This window comes from Bacillus sp. Pc3 (assembly GCF_000815145.1).
Classification (GTDB): domain Bacteria; phylum Bacillota; class Bacilli; order Bacillales; family Bacillaceae; genus Bacillus; species Bacillus velezensis.
Genome location: NZ_CP010406.1, coordinates 2,363,426 through 2,382,584 on the forward strand (window position 1 = coordinate 2,363,426; position 19,159 = coordinate 2,382,584).

The 19,159-nt window shown below is 47.3% G+C and carries 19 protein-coding genes and 1 pseudogene; 14 read left to right on the top strand and 6 right to left on the bottom strand.

Annotated features, from left to right (window positions below):
* Positions 1–11 precede the first annotated feature (11 nt).
* Complete coding sequence (locus SB24_RS11220; RefSeq protein WP_039253417.1) at positions 12–1,214, bottom strand: multidrug effflux MFS transporter; 1,203 nt, start codon at positions 1,212–1,214, stop codon at positions 12–14.
* 222 nt (positions 1,215–1,436) lie between these two features.
* Here SB24_RS11220 and SB24_RS11225 point away from each other — a divergent pair, with 222 nt between their 5' ends.
* The 7 genes from SB24_RS11225 (at position 1,437) to SB24_RS11255 (ending at position 8,734) form a co-directional block, all read left to right on the top strand.
* Positions 1,437–2,675, top strand: a complete 1,239-nt coding sequence (locus tag SB24_RS11225; protein WP_039253420.1) for an MFS transporter — start codon at positions 1,437–1,439, stop codon at positions 2,673–2,675.
* Between the two features lie 160 nt (positions 2,676–2,835).
* Entirely contained in the window at positions 2,836–3,450 is a 615-nt protein-coding gene (locus tag SB24_RS11230; protein ID WP_032875842.1) for a bacilysin biosynthesis protein BacA, read from the top strand.
* The gene (locus tag SB24_RS11235; protein ID WP_003151000.1) at positions 3,440–4,150 is read left to right on the top strand and encodes a 3-((4R)-4-hydroxycyclohexa-1,5-dien-1-yl)-2-oxopropanoate isomerase; all 711 of its coding nucleotides are present in this window, start codon (positions 3,440–3,442) and stop codon (positions 4,148–4,150) included. Before SB24_RS11230 ends, SB24_RS11235 begins: the two co-directional genes overlap by 11 nt.
* Positions 4,147–4,908: a dihydroanticapsin 7-dehydrogenase gene (bacC, locus tag SB24_RS11240; RefSeq protein ID WP_039253426.1), complete on the top strand. Its 762-nt coding sequence runs from the start codon at positions 4,147–4,149 to the stop codon at positions 4,906–4,908. Before SB24_RS11235 ends, bacC begins: the two co-directional genes overlap by 4 nt.
* A gap of 17 nt (positions 4,909–4,925) precedes the next feature.
* Positions 4,926–6,344 carry an alanine--anticapsin ligase gene (locus tag SB24_RS11245; protein WP_007407672.1) on the top strand — a complete coding sequence of 473 codons (1,419 nt, stop codon included), beginning with the start codon at positions 4,926–4,928 and terminating at the stop codon, positions 6,342–6,344.
* Positions 6,341–7,522 (top strand): bacilysin exporter BacE, encoded by a 1,182-nt coding sequence (locus tag SB24_RS11250; RefSeq protein WP_007407671.1) that lies wholly within the window; start codon positions 6,341–6,343, stop codon positions 7,520–7,522. The genes SB24_RS11245 and SB24_RS11250 overlap by 4 nt, the downstream gene beginning before the upstream one ends.
* A gap of 12 nt (positions 7,523–7,534) precedes the next feature.
* Complete coding sequence (locus SB24_RS11255) at positions 7,535–8,734, top strand: transaminase BacF (protein WP_039253428.1); 1,200 nt, start codon at positions 7,535–7,537, stop codon at positions 8,732–8,734.
* Positions 8,735–8,750: 16 nt separating this feature from the next.
* Here SB24_RS11255 and SB24_RS11260 read toward each other — a convergent pair whose 3' ends face one another.
* Complete coding sequence (locus tag SB24_RS11260) at positions 8,751–9,530, bottom strand: NADPH-dependent reductase BacG (RefSeq protein WP_007407669.1); 780 nt, start codon at positions 9,528–9,530, stop codon at positions 8,751–8,753.
* A 119-nt stretch (positions 9,531–9,649) separates the two neighbouring features.
* Positions 9,650–10,414: a hydrogen peroxide-dependent heme synthase gene (gene hemQ / locus SB24_RS11265; RefSeq protein WP_003151011.1), complete on the bottom strand. Its 765-nt coding sequence runs from the start codon at positions 10,412–10,414 to the stop codon at positions 9,650–9,652.
* Positions 10,415–10,676: 262 nt separating this feature from the next.
* On the opposite strand from hemQ, the gene pta reads away from it, so the two are divergent.
* The gene (pta, locus tag SB24_RS11270) at positions 10,677–11,648 is read left to right on the top strand and encodes a phosphate acetyltransferase (protein WP_039253431.1); all 972 of its coding nucleotides are present in this window, start codon (positions 10,677–10,679) and stop codon (positions 11,646–11,648) included.
* Between the two features lie 37 nt (positions 11,649–11,685).
* On the opposite strand, the pseudogene SB24_RS11275 reads toward pta, so the two are convergent.
* Positions 11,686–12,454: pseudogene (locus SB24_RS11275) on the bottom strand (YeiH family protein).
* 115 nt (positions 12,455–12,569) lie between these two features.
* Here SB24_RS11275 and SB24_RS11280 point away from each other — a divergent pair.
* From SB24_RS11280 to SB24_RS11305, 6 genes are all read left to right on the top strand, one after another.
* Positions 12,570–13,469: a cysJI operon transcriptional regulator CysL gene (locus tag SB24_RS11280; RefSeq protein ID WP_039253434.1), complete on the top strand. Its 900-nt coding sequence runs from the start codon at positions 12,570–12,572 to the stop codon at positions 13,467–13,469.
* A 46-nt stretch (positions 13,470–13,515) separates the two neighbouring features.
* Positions 13,516–14,379 carry an octanoyl-[GcvH]:protein N-octanoyltransferase gene (locus SB24_RS11285; RefSeq protein ID WP_007407665.1) on the top strand — a complete coding sequence of 288 codons (864 nt, stop codon included), beginning with the start codon at positions 13,516–13,518 and terminating at the stop codon, positions 14,377–14,379.
* 151 nt (positions 14,380–14,530) lie between these two features.
* Entirely contained in the window at positions 14,531–14,710 is a 180-nt protein-coding gene (locus SB24_RS11290) for a hypothetical protein (protein ID WP_003151018.1), read from the top strand.
* Positions 14,711–14,758: 48 nt separating this feature from the next.
* Entirely contained in the window at positions 14,759–15,682 is a 924-nt protein-coding gene (locus SB24_RS11295) for a DUF6895 family protein (RefSeq protein ID WP_031378572.1), read from the top strand.
* Positions 15,651–16,448 carry a hypothetical protein gene (locus tag SB24_RS11300; RefSeq protein WP_039253437.1) on the top strand — a complete coding sequence of 266 codons (798 nt, stop codon included), beginning with the start codon at positions 15,651–15,653 and terminating at the stop codon, positions 16,446–16,448. Before SB24_RS11295 ends, SB24_RS11300 begins: the two co-directional genes overlap by 32 nt.
* Positions 16,439–17,275: a hypothetical protein gene (locus SB24_RS11305; protein WP_039253442.1), complete on the top strand. Its 837-nt coding sequence runs from the start codon at positions 16,439–16,441 to the stop codon at positions 17,273–17,275. The genes SB24_RS11300 and SB24_RS11305 overlap by 10 nt, the downstream gene beginning before the upstream one ends.
* Here the strand turns inward: SB24_RS11305 and SB24_RS11310 are convergent.
* A complete protein-coding gene (locus tag SB24_RS11310) occupies positions 17,265–18,218 on the bottom strand; it encodes an ABC transporter permease (protein ID WP_014419138.1) in 954 nt (317 codons plus the stop codon). The two genes, SB24_RS11305 and SB24_RS11310, sit on opposite strands and share 11 nt — an antisense overlap.
* Positions 18,215–19,135: an ATP-binding cassette domain-containing protein gene (locus tag SB24_RS11315; RefSeq protein ID WP_020957981.1), complete on the bottom strand. Its 921-nt coding sequence runs from the start codon at positions 19,133–19,135 to the stop codon at positions 18,215–18,217. The genes SB24_RS11310 and SB24_RS11315 overlap by 4 nt, the downstream gene beginning before the upstream one ends.
* Between the last annotated feature and the right edge of the window lie 24 nt (positions 19,136–19,159).

A 19,159-nucleotide genomic window follows, 5' to 3' on the forward strand; every position in this document is an offset into this window, starting at 1 on the left:
AGCGGCGGGCTTTACTTTGTTTTTCGTTTGGCCGACAGCACATAGGATAGAACGGCAAAGAACTCAAAACCGAAAATGCTGACGGCCATCGGCCAGGCATTTTCTTCTCCGGCAATCCCGACAAGGGGAGCGGCAGCCGCACCGCCGATAAAGGGCAGGAGTCCGAGAAGAGCCGCAGCGCTTCCCGCGCCCTTCTCCTGTTTCTGCATAGCCAGAGAAAACCCTGTCGTCGTGACGATCCCGACAGAAGAAACAATGATGAATAAAGAAATGCAGACCGCCGTCAGGCCTAAACCAAACGCAAGTGATAAAAGCAAAGTGATGCTTCCGATGACGGCGATCAAAAGCCCGGAGACAAACAGCTTCCGTTCATCATGTGTTTTGGCCATCCGTCCGGTGATTTGGGTTGCGCATATGATTCCCGCACCGTTTACGGCGAACAGCAGGCTGAACATTTGCGCCGATACGCCGTAGATGTTTTGCAGTACAAACGGCGATCCGGCAATATATGCGAACATGCCGGTCATCACAAATGCCTGGCTGAGCGCAAATCCCATAAACATCCGGTCGCCAAGCAGGCCGCGAAACGTCATCAGCGTCTCCCGGAGTCCGCCGCTTGTCCGCTTTTCCGGCGGGAGTGATTCAGGCAACGCCGTAAGCACGGCGGCAGTAATGATACAGCCGATCACCGCCAGCACGACAAATACGATTTTCCAGCCGGCGAACTGAAGGGTAAATCCCCCTGTAATCGGCGCTAAAATCGGCGCCGCCCCATTGACGAGCATCAGTAATGAGAAAAAAGCCGTCAATTCTTTTCCGGAATACATATCGCGTGCGGACGCCCGTGCGATGACGATTCCGGCCGCCCCGGTGAATCCTTGAATAAACCTCATGACAATTAAAAACGAAACAGAAGGGCTGAAGGCGCATAATAAAGAAGACAGCGTATAAAGCAGCAATGACAGAATGAGCGGCTTCCGGCGCCCGATCATATCACTGAGCGGCCCGACAACGATCTGCCCGACCGCCAGCCCCAAAAGACAAAACGTCAGGCTCAGCTGTGCAAGTGACGCTGTCGTATGAAGATCGGCCGCCACTTCAGGCAAAGCGGGCAGATACATATCGAGCGAAAGCGGCCCGAATGAAGCGAGCGTTCCGAGAATCAGTACCATGCCGAGGCCTGCGCGGGCGGCCTTTGAATCAGCGTTATTCATTCCATGACCCCCACCTTAACAAATGATTCTATCACTATAGCATAACCGGACGGCGTATTTTATATCATTTATTGAATACAAACTAAATATTTTATTTAAAATCTGAATGTAAATAAAAAATAAGAATTAGTTTTCATGTGAAATGTAAAATGAAACATAAGGATGCTAAACTATAAAACAACAAAAGGTAGAAAAGTTTTACGGAAGAGGTGTTCAAAGAGCATGAAGAGCAAACAAACCGATCACATCGAAACGAAACGCCGATTTCCGATCTGTCTCGCGCTTGCTTTGACATTAGGCGTATTTGCCGCCGGTTCTGAAGAGCTGGTGATTTCTCCGCTGCTTCCGGATTTAGCGCGGGCTTTCAGCTCGGATGTCAGTGTGCTGGCGCTTTCCATCAGTCTTTACGGAGTGATGATTTTTATCGGCGCGCCGCTTCTCGTTCCGCTGGGAGATAAATATTCCCGGGAACTCAGCCTGATGACGGGGCTGCTTATATTTACGGCCGGCACGGTGATCTGCGCGCTGGCGCACAATCTCTTTTTCTTCTTTCTGGGCAGGGCGCTTTCCGGGCTTGCGGCGGGTGCGTTTGTGCCGACAGCTTATGCGGTGGTCGGCGACCGTGTGCCTTATGCGTACCGCGGCAAGGTGATGGGCCTGATCGTGTCAAGCTGGTCGCTCGCTTTGATTTTCGGCGTTCCGATCGGCTCTTTTATCGGCGGCGTTTTAAATTGGCGGTGGACGTTTTGGATTTTCGCCCTCATGTCTGTCCTCGTTGCTTCGCTCATTTTCATTGAGGCGCGCCGCAGCACGGCGGATGGGGATAAAACAGAAGAGGAAAACGGACGGCAGGCAGGCACTTTCCGGGATGCGCTGAAGGTGCCCCGTGTCCCTGTATACCTCACGATCACTTTTTGCAACATGATCGGTTTTTACGGCATGTATTCCTTTCTCGGCACATATCTTCACCGCGTGCTGCCGGGGGGAAATACAGCTTCAGGGCTGCTGATCATGGTGTACGGAATCGGTTTTTCCATGAGCGTGTTCACCGGAAAAATCGCAGATAAGGCGGGGAAAATGCGCTCTTTGATCGCGGCATTGGCCGTGATCAGCATATGGCTTTCCTGTCTCGCCTATGCGCCGTCATCAATGCCGTTTTTGGTCATCGGGTTATTCGTCTGGGGATTGATGCAAAGCCTGACGGTGACCTTGCTCAGCACCATTTTAAGTGATTGCTCACAGAGCCGCCGGGGCAAAATCATGGCATTTTACAGCCTGGCGTCCAATTTGGCCGTCACCTTGGGTTCTGCTGTCATGGGTCCGGTCTATGTCGGATACGGATATGCAGCTGTTGGATTTATCTGTGCGGCCGTCACCCTCATCGGCTTTGTCCTCAGCGTTTTCGCATACAGAAGGTATGGGAAATATGAGCATCAGGCCGACCAATCATTGTATCGGTAAAATAAAGTTTCTATAATTTTGTAAATGTTAATTTTAACACCTTATATTTTAAGGTGTTTTCTAATATATAGGAATAATTATCAATATTTTCAAATAATATTGACAGCTTGAACGTCTATGGATAATATTTACTTAAAATTTAACAGATTGGTTGGTGCTCATGATTATATTGGATAATAGCATTCAAACGAAAAGCAAGGCTTATTCAATATCTAAACTGATTACGATCAACACGCTCGGTCCTGAAGGGACAAGCAGTGAGTACGCAGCAAAAAACTTCATCACCAATTTTACCCTTCTCCAAGGGGTGAACAGCAAATTATCACTGCATGATACATTTGAATCGTGCATTGAAAAAACGCTTCAAAGTCCGCTGGAATACACAATTGTGCCTCACGCGTATGACGGCATTAAGCACTTCTACATGAGACCGGATCTGCAGCTTCTGCAAATTTTCAGGTGCGACACCCCGATGTACGGCCTGGCTGTCCGGCCCGGTTTTGAATATACGGATGACATGCTTGAACAGGCTGTCATCGTATCCCACCCGTCTCCTATCAATTTGATTAAGTATTTTACCCGTAAAGATGTCACGTTTGATCTGGTGAACTCAACGAGCGCAGCCGCGAAAAGAGTGAAGGACGGTTTGTCCGACATCGCGCTGACAAATGAGCTGGCCAGACAAAAGTACGGCCTTCACTTTGTCAAAACATTTAAAAGCATTCCCATGAGCTGGTCATTATTCGGAAAAGGAGAGATTCATGATGAAAACTGAACAAGATTTGCAGGAACTTTATTTCCCGACGCCTAAATTAATAGAATGGGATAACGGAGTAAGACAATATTCGTCCGTCAGAGGAGATACGGAAGTTCTGCTTTCTTACGTTCCGCCGCATACAAACGTGGAACCGCATCAGCATAAGGAAGTCCAAATCGGCCTTGTCGTTTCCGGCGAGCTGTCCATGACTGTCGGAGATGTCACAAGAAAGATGACAGCGCTGGAATCAGCCTATATCGCGCCTCCTAATGTGCCTCACGGAGCAAGAAATGAGACGGATCAAGAAGTGATCGCCATTGATATTAAACGCCTGAAAGCCGGTGAAACCTACACAAGCCCTGAAGATTATTTTTTGAATATTTTTAAAACGAGAGACTTATTGCCCGGTATGGAAGTCACGTTCTTCGTGGAAGACTGGGTGGAAATCATGCTTGCCAACATTCCGGGCAACGGGGGAGAAATGCCGTTCCATAAACACCGCAATGAACAGATCGGCATCTGCATCGGCGGCGGCTATGATATGACCATTGAAGGCTGCAAAGTGGATATGACATTCGGCACAGCTTATTTCTGCGATCCGAGAGAAGATCACGGCGCCATCAACAGATTTGAAAAAGATTCAAAATCAGTCAATATCTTTTTCCCTCCGCGCTATAACAGAGCAAAAGCGAAAAAATTAGAGGCGAAAGAGTCATGAACCTGACGGATAAAACCGTCCTCATCACAGGGGGCGCATCAGGCATCGGTTATGCCGCGGTTCAGGCGTTTCTGAATCAGCAGGCGAATGTGGTCGTCGCGGATATTGATGAGGCGCAGGGAGAAACGATGATCAGGAAAGAAAACAATGACAGGCTGCATTTTGTGCAGACGGATATTACAGATGAGCCGGCATGTCAAAACGCCATCCGGTCAGCGGCGGACAAGTTCGGCGGATTGGACGTGTTAATCAATAACGCCGGCATCGAAATTGTCGCCCCGATTCATGAGATGGAGCTGAGCGATTGGAACAAGGTGCTCAACGTCAATCTGACGGGCATGTTTCTTATGAGCAAGCACGCGCTCAAGTATATGCTCAAAAGCGGCAAGGGCAATATCATTAACACGTGCTCCGTCGGAGGAGTCGTTGCATGGCCCGACATTCCCGCATATAACGCCTCTAAAGGCGGCGTATTGCAGCTGACGCGTTCGATGGCCGTCGATTACGCCAAACACAACATCCGCGTCAATTGCGTGTGCCCGGGAATCATTGACACACCTTTGAATGAAAAGTCGTTCCTTGAAAACAACGAAGGCACGCTTGAAGAAATCAAAAAAGAAAAAGCGAAAGTCAATCCGCTGCTGAGACTCGGCAAGCCTGAAGAAATAGCGAACGTCATGCTGTTTCTCGCGTCGGATTTATCAAGCTATATGACCGGAAGCGCGATCACCGCAGACGGTGGATACACCGCACAATAGAGAAGGAGTGTTTACATATGGAGAGAAAAACAGTATTGGTTATCGCTGACCTTGGGGGATGCCCGCCGCATATGTTTTACAAAAGCGCAGCCGAAAAATACAACCTCGTCAGCTTTATTCCGAGACCTTTTGCAATTACAGCCTCTCATGCGGCATTAATTGAAAAATACTCGGTCGCGGTCATAAAAGATAAAGACTATTTTAAGAGTCTGGCTGATTTTGAGCATCCCGATTCGATTTACTGGGCTCATGAAGATCATGACAAACCTGAGGAAGAAGTCGTCGAAGAAATCGTCAAGGTGGCCGGCATGTTCGCGGTTGACGCCATTACGACCAACAATGAACTGTTTATCGCTCCGATGGCAAAAGCGTGTGAACGTCTCGGCCTGCGGGGAGCGGGCGTACAGGCCGCTGAAAATGCCAGAGATAAAAACAAAATGAGAGCCGCCTTCAACCGGGCCGGCGTCAAGTCTATCAAAAACAAACGGGTGACGACGCTGGAAGATTTCCGCGCCGCGCTTCAGGAAATCGGAACGCCGCTCATTCTGAAGCCTACATATCTGGCGAGCTCCATCGGCGTGACGCTCATCAAAGAGAGGGAAACGGCAGAAGCCGAATTTAACAGAGTCAATGAATACCTGAAGTCGATCAACGTACCGAAAGCGGTCACGTTTGAAGCGCCGTTTATCGCGGAAGAATTTTTGCAGGGCGAGTATGACGACTGGTACGAAACAAGCGGTTATTCCGACTATATCAGCATAGAAGGCATCATGGCCGACGGAGAATACTTCCCTGTCGCAATTCATGATAAAACACCGCAAATCGGATTCACGGAGACATCGCATATTACGCCGTCCATCCTGGATGATGACGCGAAGCGGAAAATCGTCGAAGCAGCCAAAAAGGCGAATGAAGGACTCGGCCTCGAAAACTGCGCAACACATACAGAAATAAAATTAATGAAAAACCGGGAAGCCGGACTGATTGAATCAGCGGCACGATTTGCGGGCTGGAACATGATTCCGAATATTAAAAAGGTCTTCGGCGTCGATATGGCGCAGCTGTTATTGGATGTTCTCTGTTTCGGAAAAGAAGCCGATCTGCCGAAAGGATTATTGGAGCAGGAGCCATGCTATGTTGCCGACTGCCACTTGTATCCTCAGCATTTCAAAGAAAACGGCCAGCTGCCTGAGACGGCTGTCGATTTCGTCATTGAAAGCATTGACATTCCCGACGGCGTCTTAAAGGGAGACACCGAAATCGTTTCTTTCTCGGCGGCCGAGGCGGGTACATCCGTGGATCTGCGGCTGTTCGAAGCGTTCAACAGCATTGCGGCGTTCGAGCTGAAAGGAAGCAATTCGGGTGACGTGGCCGAATCAATCAAACAAATTCAGCAGCAGGCGAAGCTGACTGCAAAGTATGCGTTACCGGTATGAAACAGCTGAAACCGAACTCTAAGTATTTGCTTTTCGGGCAGGCGCTTTCGTTTATGGGAGACTATTGCGTTCTCCCGGCTCTGCTCATTTTGTCTACATACTATCACGACTACTGGGTGACGTCCGGCGTCATCGCGGTCCGCAGTATTCCGATGGTGTTTCAGCCGTTTTTAGGCGTGCTCGTGGACCGGCTCGACAGGGTGAAAATCATGCTGTGGACGGATGTGATCAGAGGTGTCATCTTTTTGGGGCTGACATTTCTCCCGAAAGGCGAATATCCGCTGCTTTTTCTGGCGCTGCTGTTTGTTTCTTACGGAAGCGGCGTGTTTTTTAACCCGGCACGTCTCGCGGTCATGTCGTCTTTAGAAGCGGATATTAAAAATATCAACACTTTGTTTGCAAAAGCCACGACGATTTCGATTATTGTCGGCGCTGCAGCCGGCGGACTTTTTCTGTTAGGCGGTTCTGTGGAGCTTGCCGTCGCGTTTAACGGGGTGACCTATCTTGTCTCCGCGTTTTTCATCAGCCGCATTAAGCTTCAATACGTGCCGATTCAGTCAGAAAACGTGAGAGAAGCTTTTCAGTCGTTTAAAGAAGGCCTGAAGGAAATCAAAACAAATGCTTTTGTGTTAAACGCCATGTTCACGATGATTACGATGGCGCTTTTGTGGGGTGTCGTCTACAGCTATTTCCCGATTGTCAGCCGCTTTTTAGGGGACGGTGAAATCGGCAATTTCATCCTGACGTTCTGTATCGGCTTCGGCGGCTTTATCGGCGCCGCTCTTGTCAGCAAATGGGGCTTTAACAACAATAAAGGGCTGATGTATTTTACAGTGTTATCGATCGTCTCGCTTGCGCTGTTTTTGTTTACCCCGATTTTCGCCGTGTCAGTCATTGCCGCCATTCTTTTCTTTATCGCAATGGAATACGGTGAAGTGCTGGCGAAGGTCAAAGTTCAGGAGAACGCGGCGAACCAGATTCAGGGCCGGATTTTTTCGGTGGCGGAGGCCTCCATCGGATTGTGCATCGCCGTCGGTTCCATGCTGATCAACATTGTAGACGCGGCAGTCATCATGGCGTTTATCGTCCTTTTGGTCAGCGGGCTGTTTCTGCATACAAAACTGGTCAATAAATCCTTTTCAGAACGGAATAACGAATCAGAGCAAATTCATTTATAAGGAGCCTTTCAGATGGAAATCATACCGTCCGACGTCATCAAGACACTTCCGAAACAGGAATTTTCGCTCGTTTTTCAAAAGGTAAAAGAGATGGAGAAAACGGGAGCCCAGATCATTAACCTCGGGCAGGGGAATCCCGATCTCCCCACACCGCCGCATATCGTTGAAACATTGCGGGAGGCTGCGCTGAATCCTTCGTATCACGGATACGGCCCGTTCAGAGGCTATCCGTTTCTGAAAGAAGCCATCGCGGAATTTTATGAGAGAGAGTACGGGGTATCGGTCAATCCGGAGACAGAAGTCGCGCTGTTCGGCGGAGGGAAAGCTGGTTTGTACGTTTTGACGCAATGCCTGCTGAATCCCGGCGATATCGCCTTAGTCCCGAATCCCGGCTACCCTGAGTATTTATCGGGCATTACAATGGCCAGAGCGGAGCTGCATGAGATGCCGCTTCATCCGGAAAACGGCTATCTGCCGGATTTTGAGCGGATTGATCCCGCCGTCCTGAAAAAAGCCAAGCTGATGTTTTTGAATTACCCGAATAACCCGACGGGCGCGACTGCGGATCAGGCGTTTTATGAAAAAGCGGCAGCGTTTGCAAAAAAACATGACATCCACCTTATTCACGATTTTGCATACGGCGCGTTCGAATTTGATCAGAACCCGGCCAGCTTTCTTCAGGCGAAAGAAGCGAAAACGGTCGGCGCGGAGCTTTATTCATTTTCGAAAACCTTCAATATGGCAGGCTGGAGAATGGCATTTGCCGTGGGGAATGAGAAAATCATTCAGGCGGTCAATGAGTTTCAGGATCACGTCTTCGTCGGCATGTTCGGCGGTCTTCAGCAGGCGGCAGCGGCGGCGCTGTCAGGAAATCCTGAGCATACCGGGCGTCTGAAGCGCACATATAAAGAACGGATTGACTTTTTCACGGCGTTATGTGAAAAGGAATTAGGCTGGAGCATTGAAAAACCGAAAGGGACATTTTATGTATGGGCTGAAATTCCGAATGAATTCGAGTCTTCACACCAGTTTTCGGACTATTTGCTGGAGCATGCCCATGTTGTCGTGACGCCCGGCGAGATTTTCGGCAGCGGCGGAAAGCGTTATGTCAGAATATCAATGGTGGCAAAACAGGGTGATTTAAGGGAATTCGTGCTGCGGATTCAAAAGCTCGGTTTGTCCTTTCCTTCATTACAAGAAATATCCCGCTGAGAGCGGGATGTTTTTATTATATGCTTTTCATGCTGCCGCCGTCGGCTGATACTTGCTGTCCGGTAATATAGGAGGCTTCTTCAGAGGCAAGAAAGGCAGCCAGCGCCGCGGTTTCTTCCGCAGTTCCGACACGCTTCATCGGGACGCCTGAGGCAATCCGTTCTTCCGCTTCCGCTTTAGAAATGCCGTTTTGCTTCATGACATTCTTCACGAATTGGTGATAACGGTCTGTGGCGATAAACCCGGGATTCAGACAGTTGACAGTAATGTGAAAAGGCGCAAGCTGAATGGCGATGTTTTTGCTGGCATTAATTAAAGCGGCGTTCATCATGCTGTTGGTAAACATATTGGCGCCGGGTTCTTTCCATAGGTTTCCGACGATATTAATGATTCTGCCGAATTCGTGCTGTTTCATGATTGCTGCGGCCGTTTTCATAGAGTCGATATAGGCGATCGTTTTATTCGTAAAGGTATTTGTCATATCCTCTATATCGCAGTTTTCAAAGGTATCCGGCGAGCCGCCCGGAATGTTGTTGATCAATACATCAAGCCGTCCGCATTGTGATCTGATCTCTTCAAAAATGCCGGCTCTTGTCTTCTGGTCCGACATATCCCCGGCCAGAACGGTGACGCCCGCATCCGGATGTTTGGCGAGGATCTCTTCTTTTACCGATTCGATATTTTCGGGAACTCGTGAATTAATGACGGTATGAAAGCCATTGTCCGCCAGTTTCAGAGCGATCGCTTTGCCGATCCCCTGACTGGCTCCCATAATAAACGCGGTTCGTTTTGACAACTGTCTGCACCCCTTTACCAAAATGGTATCTCCTTTACATCGTAAAAAAAAATGATAAAAATAGCAAATTTTATTTAAATTCTGACAAAGAAAAAACCCGCCGGACAGGCGGGTGGGTCTTACACGTGCAAAAACTTCGGAAGCGTGTCGAGAGACAAGCGGTTTCCGACAAAAAATGAACCGAATTCGCCGTAGCGCGCGCTGACTTCATCAAAGCGCATTTCGTATACAAGTTTTTTGAACTGAAGCACATCATCGCTGAAGAGCGTGACGCCCCATTCGTAATCGTCAAAACCGACAGATCCCGTGATAATCTGTTTGACTTTGCCGGCATAGCTCCGTCCGATCAAGCCGTGGCTTCTCATCAGGTTTCTGCGTTCATCCATAGAAAGCATGTACCAGTTGTCATTGCCGCTTCTTCTTTTATCCATCGGATAGAAGCAGACGTATTTCGCTTCCGGCAGCTCAGGATACAGGCGGGCGCGGACATGCGGATTTTCATACGGATCGCCTTCTCCGCTTGCGAGGTAGTTGCTCAGCTCAACCACGGACACGTAAGAATAAGCCGGGATTGTAAATTCAGCAAGCTTTGATTTGTTAAATTCAAGCTCGATTTCGTTCAGCTCTTCCATTGTCGGGCGAAGAATCATCAGCATAAAATCAGCTTTCTGTCCGACGATGCTGTAGATCGTTTGCGAGCCTTTGCCTTCTTTTTGGGCGACGCCCCATTTTTCAAGCAGTCCCGTAAATTCGTGAATAATCGACAGGCGCTCATCGCTGGATAACATCTTCCATGACGTCCAGTCCATTGTGCGGAAATCGTGAAGCGCGTACCAGCCGTCAAGCGTTTGGGCGGCTTCGTTCGTTTTTTGCTGCTCACTCATGTATCTTCACTCCTATATCTTTTCATTACATTGATGCCTTCACTATATCACAGTTTAACCGTTTCGGCTGTGGAGAAACCTTGAATAATCCGAAGCCTTGTGTCAGAAACTAAGCCGTGAAACAAACCGTCAATTAAATTAGTTAGAAAAATAAGATTTCTTTTTGAAAGCGCTATAATAGAAGTTGGTTATTTGAATTTAGCTGGAAGAAGAGTATGCTGTAAAAGTAAGCGTTTTTTGTCAACATAGAGGAGGGTATATCGTGGCAGATTTATTTACAAGAGTACAAGAAAAAGTCGCAGGAAAAGATGTGAAAATCGTATTTCCTGAAGGGTTGGACGAACGTATCCTGGTTGCGGTCAACAACTTGGCGGGCAACAAGGTATTAAAGCCGATCGTAGTCGGCAATAAAGAAGACATTCAAGCAAAAGCGAAAGAATTAAATCTTACGCTTGACGGCGTGGACATTTTTGACCCGCATACATATGAAGGCATGGAAGAACTCGTTCAGGCTTTCGTAGAACGCCGCAAAGGCAAAGCGACGGAAGAACAGGCCCGCAAAGCTTTGCTGGACGAAAACTATTTCGGCACGATGCTTGTGTACAAAGGTCTCGCAGACGGACTTGTCAGCGGAGCTGCACATTCTACTGCTGATACGGTGCGCCCTGCACTGCAAATCATCAAAACAAAAGAAGGCGTGAAAAAAACATCAGGCGTCTTCATCATGGCCCGCGGTGACGAGCAGTATGTGTTCGCTGATTGCGCGATCAACATTGCTCCTGACAGCCAGGACCTTGCCGAAATCGCCATTGAAAGCGCCAATACGGCTCAAATGTTTGACATTGACCCGCGCGTTGCCATGCTCAGCTTCTCTACAAAAGGATCGGCGAAATCAGACGAGACGGACAAAGTGGCTGAAGCCGTGAAAATTGCGAAGGAAAAAGCGCCTGAGCTTACGCTTGACGGCGAATTCCAATTCGACGCTGCATTTGTGCCGTCTGTCGCGGAGAAAAAAGCGCCGGACTCCGACATTAAAGGAGACGCGAATGTATTTGTATTCCCAAGCCTTGAAGCAGGAAACATCGGCTACAAAATCGCTCAGCGCTTAGGCGGCTTTGAAGCGGTCGGACCGATTCTGCAAGGATTAAATATGCCTGTAAACGATCTTTCCAGAGGATGTAATGCGGAAGACGTCTACAATCTTGCGTTAATTACGGCTGCTCAAGCGCTGTAGTCCGCAAAAGCCGGCCTTTACGAGGGCCGGCATTTTTTTATAGAAAGAATGTCACTGCGGCCCAGCCGAACAGGGACAAACAGAGAGAACCGATCAAGCCTGCTGCGAGCGCCCGCCAGCCGTTATGACGAAACGCCGATATATGGACTTTCAAACCGAGACCCGCCATCGCCATGCCGATGAAAACATAAGACACTTGAACAAGAAACGCGGAAAACGAGGCTGAAATAACGCCTGATGTATGGATGGCGCTCATTCCGAGAAATCCGAAGATAAACCAAGGGATGGGGAGCGAAGCGGCAGAAGCCGTCTTTGACTTTCCGCTGCGGCGCGCCCGCATTCCGAGCATGAATGCGGCCGGGACGAGCAGCGCGACCCGGGTCAGTTTGACGATCACCGCCATCTCGACGGCTGCTTTTCCTCCGGCGCTGCCGGCCGCCGCCGCATGCTGTCAGCGTGCTGAGTGTCTGATCTATACGGAACAGCCGGGACAGTCCGTATACAACGGCACCCGCAAACATCATACAGCAGACGGCAATTGCAAATACGTGCCAGCCCGCATGATAGATATCCGCCAGATTCAGTCTCATGCCAAGCAGGATGATGCCTGCTTTCAGCAAGTATTTGCTTGAGAACGCGATCCCCGGCTCTAATGCCGCCCGCTGTCCGAATACGGCGCGCCAGAGCATGCCGATCAGCATTGCAAGGACAAGCATTCCGAGCATTTGCAAAAACGGCAGGCGGCTGACATAGAAAGCCGCAAACGCAATTCCTGCGGTAACTGAAACACCTTTTACCATCTTCATCTCAGTCACTTCCCATTATCTTGATAACTCCACTTTACTGCGGTCTTAATCATTAGTAAAATATATTTATATGATCTAAACGATTAGGAAAAATAATGATTAGGGGCGATGCTTTTTGTATTATGGGGAACTGAAAACATTCATTGCCGTCGTGGAAGAAAAAAACTTTACAAAGGCGGCGCAGAAGCTGATGATTTCTCAGCCGAGCGTCAGCCTTCACATTAAAAACCTGGAGAAAGAATTTCAAACCGCCTTGCTGAACCGCTCTCCGAAGCACTTTACGACTACACCGACGGGGGACATTCTCTATCAGCGCGCCAAGCAGATGGTCTTTTTGTACGAACAGGCGAAATCCGAAATTTACGCCCATCATCATTATGTCAAAGGGAAGCTCAAAATCGCCGCGAGCTTTACCATCGGCGAATATATTCTGCCGCCGCTTCTCGCAAAGCTTCATAACGAGTATCCCGAGCTGAACCTGGACGTCATGATCGGAAACACGGAGGAGGTCAGCGAAGCGGTTCGGATGCTTCAAGCCGATATCGGATTAATTGAAGGGCATACGGGGAAAAACGAGCTCGACATTCAGCCGTTTATGGAGGATGAATTGTGCATTGCCGCACCGAACGGACACCCGCTCGCCGACAGAAAAAACATCCCGGCTGCCGAATTGCAAAATCAAGCGTGGGTGACGAGGGAGAAGGGTTCGGGAACGAGGGAATATTTAGACCACGTCCTTCAATCAAACGGACTGCGGCCGAAATCCATGATGACGATCAGCAGCAACCAGGGCGTCAAAGAAGCCGTGATCAGCGGAATGGGTCTTTCCGTTCTGTCAAAAAGCGTGCTGCAAAAGGATCTGCTTCACGGCAGCATTTCCGTGCTTGAGATAAAAGGATTCTCCTTAAAACGGAAACTGTCTATCATCCAATCTTCCATTATGGAGAACACAAAAAACAAAGAAATCTTCATCGCTCTTTTGAAAAGCCAATTTCAATCATCTCAAGCGGAGTGATATAATAAATACATGGAAAGCCTATGACGAAAGGGATTTAATATAGATGGGAAAGCAACCGATTGATTTACTGATGCAGCCGAGCTGGAGAATCATTGACCAATCCAGCCTCGGCCCTTATTTTGATGCGAAGCAGTCATTCGCAATGGATGATACGCTGTGCGCCTCCGTAGGCAAAGGGGAATCGCCTGCGACGGCACGCTCTTGGGTGCACCACCGGACGATCGTGCTCGGCATTCAGGACACGCGCCTGCCGTTTTTAGAGGACGGCGTGAAATTGCTGGAGGACGAAGGCTACCGTGTCATTGTCCGCAATTCCGGAGGCCTCGCCGTCGTACTGGACGAAGGCGTATTGAATATCTCGCTTATTTTTGAAGACGAGAAAAAAGGCATCGACATCGACAGAGGCTACGAGGCGATGACAGAACTGGTGCGGAGGATGCTGCGTCCGCACCATGCCGAAATTGAAGCATATGAAATTAAAGGATCGTACTGTCCGGGCAGCTATGATCTCAGCATCGGCGGCCGAAAATTCGCGGGAATCTCACAAAGACGCCTGCGGGGCGGAACCGCGGTTCAGATTTACCTCTGCGCCGATAAAAGCGGAAGCGAACGCGCCGATCTGATCAGACGTTTCTATCAAGCCGCTTTAAAAGACAAAAGCAACGATACAAAAGGCGTATATCCCGATATCCGGCCCGAAACGATGGCTTCATTAAGCGAATTGCTGCAAACGGACATTACCGTGCAGGACTTAATGCTGGCGCTTTTGACTGAACTGAAGGAACTCAGCGGACGCCTGTATGCAGCCGGATTATCGCCGGAAGAGGAAATGGTATTTGAAAAAAATCTGACCCGAATGCTGGAACGGAATGAGAAGGTGTTCGGCACGCAGGAAAGCTTGGACTAAGTCCGGGCTTTTTTGTTTTTGGTAATTATATACTATTTAGTTATAGTGAAAAAGAATCGTTATATCAAAACTAGTTTACATTATATACCTTATTTGATTAATATATTTATGTAGGTTCCAAATAATTCTATAAACTGAAGGAGATGGAGATATGAACTTTAAAAAAATAAAAGAAGAAAAAAGAATCACGATCCCGACACATTTGTTAGCCGGAGATGCGGAACAATCAGGCAATTCTTTCGCTTGGAGCGGGTGGGTGCTTGTAGTGCCGAGCCAAGAAGACAATCAAAACCCGAATTTGAATTTCTCTGATTTAGCCGCTCAAAAGTAGGATAATCACTGTTTGGAGCCTACACATCTGAGACGAGGCGGTGAGAGTGTGACACAAGAGTATATAAGAGAAATTAAGCGGGGAGCACTGTCATGGATTGTTAAAAATATCCATTATTTTGATATGAATCATAAAGTAGCGAATGATTTCAGGTGGCGCCTTAAAACATTTATAGAACTCATTTTTCTTACCAATTACCTGATCAGAAATCAGGCAGATGATAAGGAAGTTGCTGTTTTAACGGAGTTTATTACAGAAAGGCTCCGTAATGATCAGCTTGAAGAATTTATTCATTTTGATCCGGACGGTCTCGCCGGATTGGCTATTGCGGGTGAATTTCTTACCTTGACTGATCACCCGTCACGGGCTTCGGTGATATGGGAGCTGGAAAAATTCACGGCAGCGCGTTTTGATTGCAGCCTTGCTAAAGTTCCCTTTCGGAAAATGGATCTGAAGTACAGTCTGCAAAGAGCAGGCGTAACCTCAGAAATAACGGATTTTTCTGACTTATATCACTGCACAGCAGCTGGTCAGGATATCCCAAATACATATATGACGGATCATGATGCGTACAGCATCACTCATACGATTTTTTATATAACAGACATGGGATGTTCTTCGCTTACGGATAAAGAGTATCATCTGCCGTCCTTAAAAGAAAAGGTCCTGAAATTTCTCGGGATCTATATCTGTCTTGAGAATTTAGATATTACCAGCGAATTATTGATGTGCAGCTCTTTTTTACATATCAACATGGATAAGGACAACCATAAACCGCTCTATGAAGCAGCCTGGAATAAAATCTATCAGGGCCGAATGAAAGAGGGGAATGTCCCGAGCATCACCTATCAACATAAACCCGGTTTGACAGGTGAACAGCGAAGAGAAGATGTGTTCAAACATTGCTATCATACAACACTTGTCGCCGCTGGTGCCGCGCATGCCTGTCTTAGAGCAGAAAGGAACGATTAACTTGAATAGATTAGCTGAAGAGACAGATCAATTTTTATTATCTTTTGCTGAACAATCGCTTCCGGATCAAAAGAGCATTCAGCTGTTTGCCGGCTTCTGCAAGTACTACAGGAAGACGAGCCATTCTTCCGCTGTAAAAGAACATACTGAAAGGATTGCCTCCGCTTTCGTTGATAAGTCATGCTGGGAAGATCTGTTTCACTGTAACACGGCCATTGTCAATGAGTTGATTCATATCTATTTAACGGCAAAAGCTTATAAAAAGAAGCAGGGAATGGATTCGGATGATCAGGTCATACGTCACGGATTGCAAAACGGCTATCTTATAAAAAAAGAATGGCCTTATTTTAAATACGCCGAATTCGTCGGTTTGCTGAGCGAGCTGGGAATGTCAACTGACCATGAAAAAGTGCGCTTTTACAAGAATTCGATGTTTCAGCCTTTGCTCCATGACGCATGGAAAAGAACAGCTGAAAACGAGCTGGAGTTTGTCGAGTGCTGTCTTCTTCATTTGAATGAGGGAGAGCATCTGCTTCATCCCGGCTTGAAGGCGTCCATTCAAAAATGGCTTGTGTTTTGTCTCGGCAGCCGAAAAATGAAACAGCTGTGCAATATGTTATTTATCCAATCGTGTATCGATCCATTTTTTTATGGCTGTCAAGCGGCTCTTCATCATATAAATAACGAGAATCCATCCATTCATTGTGCTCCGGCTCTTCTGCCGGCGATTGAGATTCTGAATCTGGAGTGTGGAACATGCAGATAGTCAAGGAACATTTTAATATAAAAAAAACAGAAGAATGGCTGCTGGGTTTTTGGAAGAACATTCAGCTGCAGCCGGAAGAAATGGAAGCAGATGATCTCATGCACCTGTTTTGCGGTTTAGCGGCATGTCATCGTTTTGAAAGCAGAAAGGATACAGAAGAAGTTATTCTATTCCTAGACCGTTATTTCGGAGAAAAAACACACGAATGCCATCCGGTCCTGTTCGCGTATGCGTATCATGTGTACCGCAGGATAGATGCCGCAAAAAGCATCTTTTTTCATAACGGACTTGAACAAATGGCCCGCGGTTTACAAGAGGAACTGAAATCAGAGCCCTCCTCTATGATCCTCATGGTGTTAGGGGCTTATTTTGGGGCGGTGACTCCGGAAGAACTGATCGTGTTCTTAGAAACCGGGATGAAACGTGAGGCCGATTTGCTCATGGCACCGGGCGGCATCCAGCAAGAACAGGCGGATGCCCTTTATGCCGTCACTTATTTGCAAATGAATGAATTGCAGCCTTTTCTCACGGAATGGTACAAAACATCAGACTTTGCTTTTTCAGGTTTAATGTTAGCCGAGTGCAGAAAGTATCACATTGACGCCGTTGCAAAATACACTGCCATTATGAAATTTCTCCGATTCGATGAGGCGCTTTTTATACGGGAAGGGCGGGAATTTCTACGCTTTCAGCAGCGAAGCAGCGGGAGCTTCGGTTATTTGAATCCATTAGCGATGGACCAAGGGGCGGTCAGCGGCAAATTGCTGGACCGGCAGTATTTCCTGCCGTCCGCTCATTATGCCGCCGCCTCTCTGTCTATGCTGTAATGTCTCTCTTTTGAAAGACGGAAAAAGAAATCAATAAACAAATAAGAAAGTAGATCGCTATAACCGTCACGGAATAGGGGATGTTTAACGTTGAAATCGCATCACCCGCGCTTTTATTTACATAAGCAACGAGATTTAAATGCGGAAAGAGCGTAAATTTATACCACGTAAATTGGGCAAGCAAATCAGTTCCGCCCAATATACTGCCGGCAAACAGCAGTAAAATCGATAAGCAAAGGGAGAGCGCCTGGCTTTTGCACAATACTGACAAAGTGAACGCAATGGTGACAATGCTAATAATTGATATGAAACGCAAAAGCAGAATGATTCCGGATGCTTTTATTGAACTGATAGTATACAGACTGTCATTTAAATGAGTATAGACGAGCGGATATGAAGCATTGGAAAAACCGAATAACACGCCGCCGATCAGCAAGCAGCTCACACAGTAAAATAAGTAAATCATACCGGTAAACAGAAGGGAGGCCAGAAACTTCGATGTTAAAATCCGCCATCTTCGGTTCGGGCTTGTAGCGATAAATTTAATCGTCCCAAGGGCAAACTCTTTAGAAACAACCCCGCTGACGGTTAAAATCGCGGTCAAGCTGACGAAAATCTCAAGCCCGTTTGAAGTAACCGTGCCGAAAAACCTCCAGCCGTTCCATTCATAAGGGTTGATGTTATGCTCCAAATAATAGTCTTTATTCTTAACATCAGCAGAATAATAAACGCCTGTCGTTTCAGCGGGTTTATCAATTTCTTCCTGTTTTTTTTCGGCGAGAAGCCGTTCTTTCCAATTGTTATCCGAGGAAGCATCTAACTCATGATTCATAATAAGGCCGGCCAGCAAAACGATGAGAAACAGGAAAAAAAGAGATAAAAGTGTGCCTTTTTTTCGGGTTATTTTTATGAATTCGTTCTGCGCCAGATGAAATATGCTCATACCGCGTCCTCCTGATCTGTAATCATCATGTATTTCTCTTCCAATGACAAAGTTCTTGCAGAAACGCGGGAAATCAGAATCTCTTTCTCTGCCAAAGATTTAATGACATACGGGATGGTATCTTCTTCCGCTTCCAATTCAATGATGCGGCTGTCTTTTTGCTGTACTTGAAGAATACCGTCCTGCTCTAATATTTCTTTCGCCCTTGCCGGATGATCGACCGTGACGGTAAACAGCTTTTTCTGACCAAGGTCATGTCTGTTCTTCATGTCTTCAATTCCTAAAATCCGTCCCTTTTTAATATAGGCAACCCTATCGCAAATCTCCTCCATTTCCGACAATAAATGGCTTGATAATAAAATGGAAACCCCTTGCTTCGCTAAATCGGAAAGAATGGTGCGCAATTCTTTCATTCCTTTAGGATCGAGGCCGTTCATCGGTTCATCCAGAATTAATAATCCGGGATTGTGAAGAAGAGAATAAGCGAGCCCCAAGCGCTGTTTCATGCCTAATGAGAAATGTTTCACTTTTTTGCGGGCAGCCTGCTCTAGTCCGACTTTTGCAAGGGTATTCATAAGGTCATCCGTTCGCAGCGAGGTGCTGCGCAGTTTAGTAAAATATTTTAGGTTTTGCAAAGCGGTCATATTCGGATACATATCCGGGCCTTCAATGATAACCCCGATATGTCTCATAAAATATTCAAAGTCGCTGTCCGGTCTGCCTCTGAATGAAATGGCTCCTTCTGTTTTTTTAATAAGCTGTACGATCATTCTGAAAATAGTGGTTTTTCCTGAGCCGTTCGGCCCTAAAAGGCCGAATATCTCGCCTTTTCTCACATCGAAAGAAATTGACTGTACAATAGGGGTATGATTGATTGTTTTGGAGACATCTTTTAATATCAGGGCTGGTTCAGTCATGATATTTGCACACCTTCCTTATGA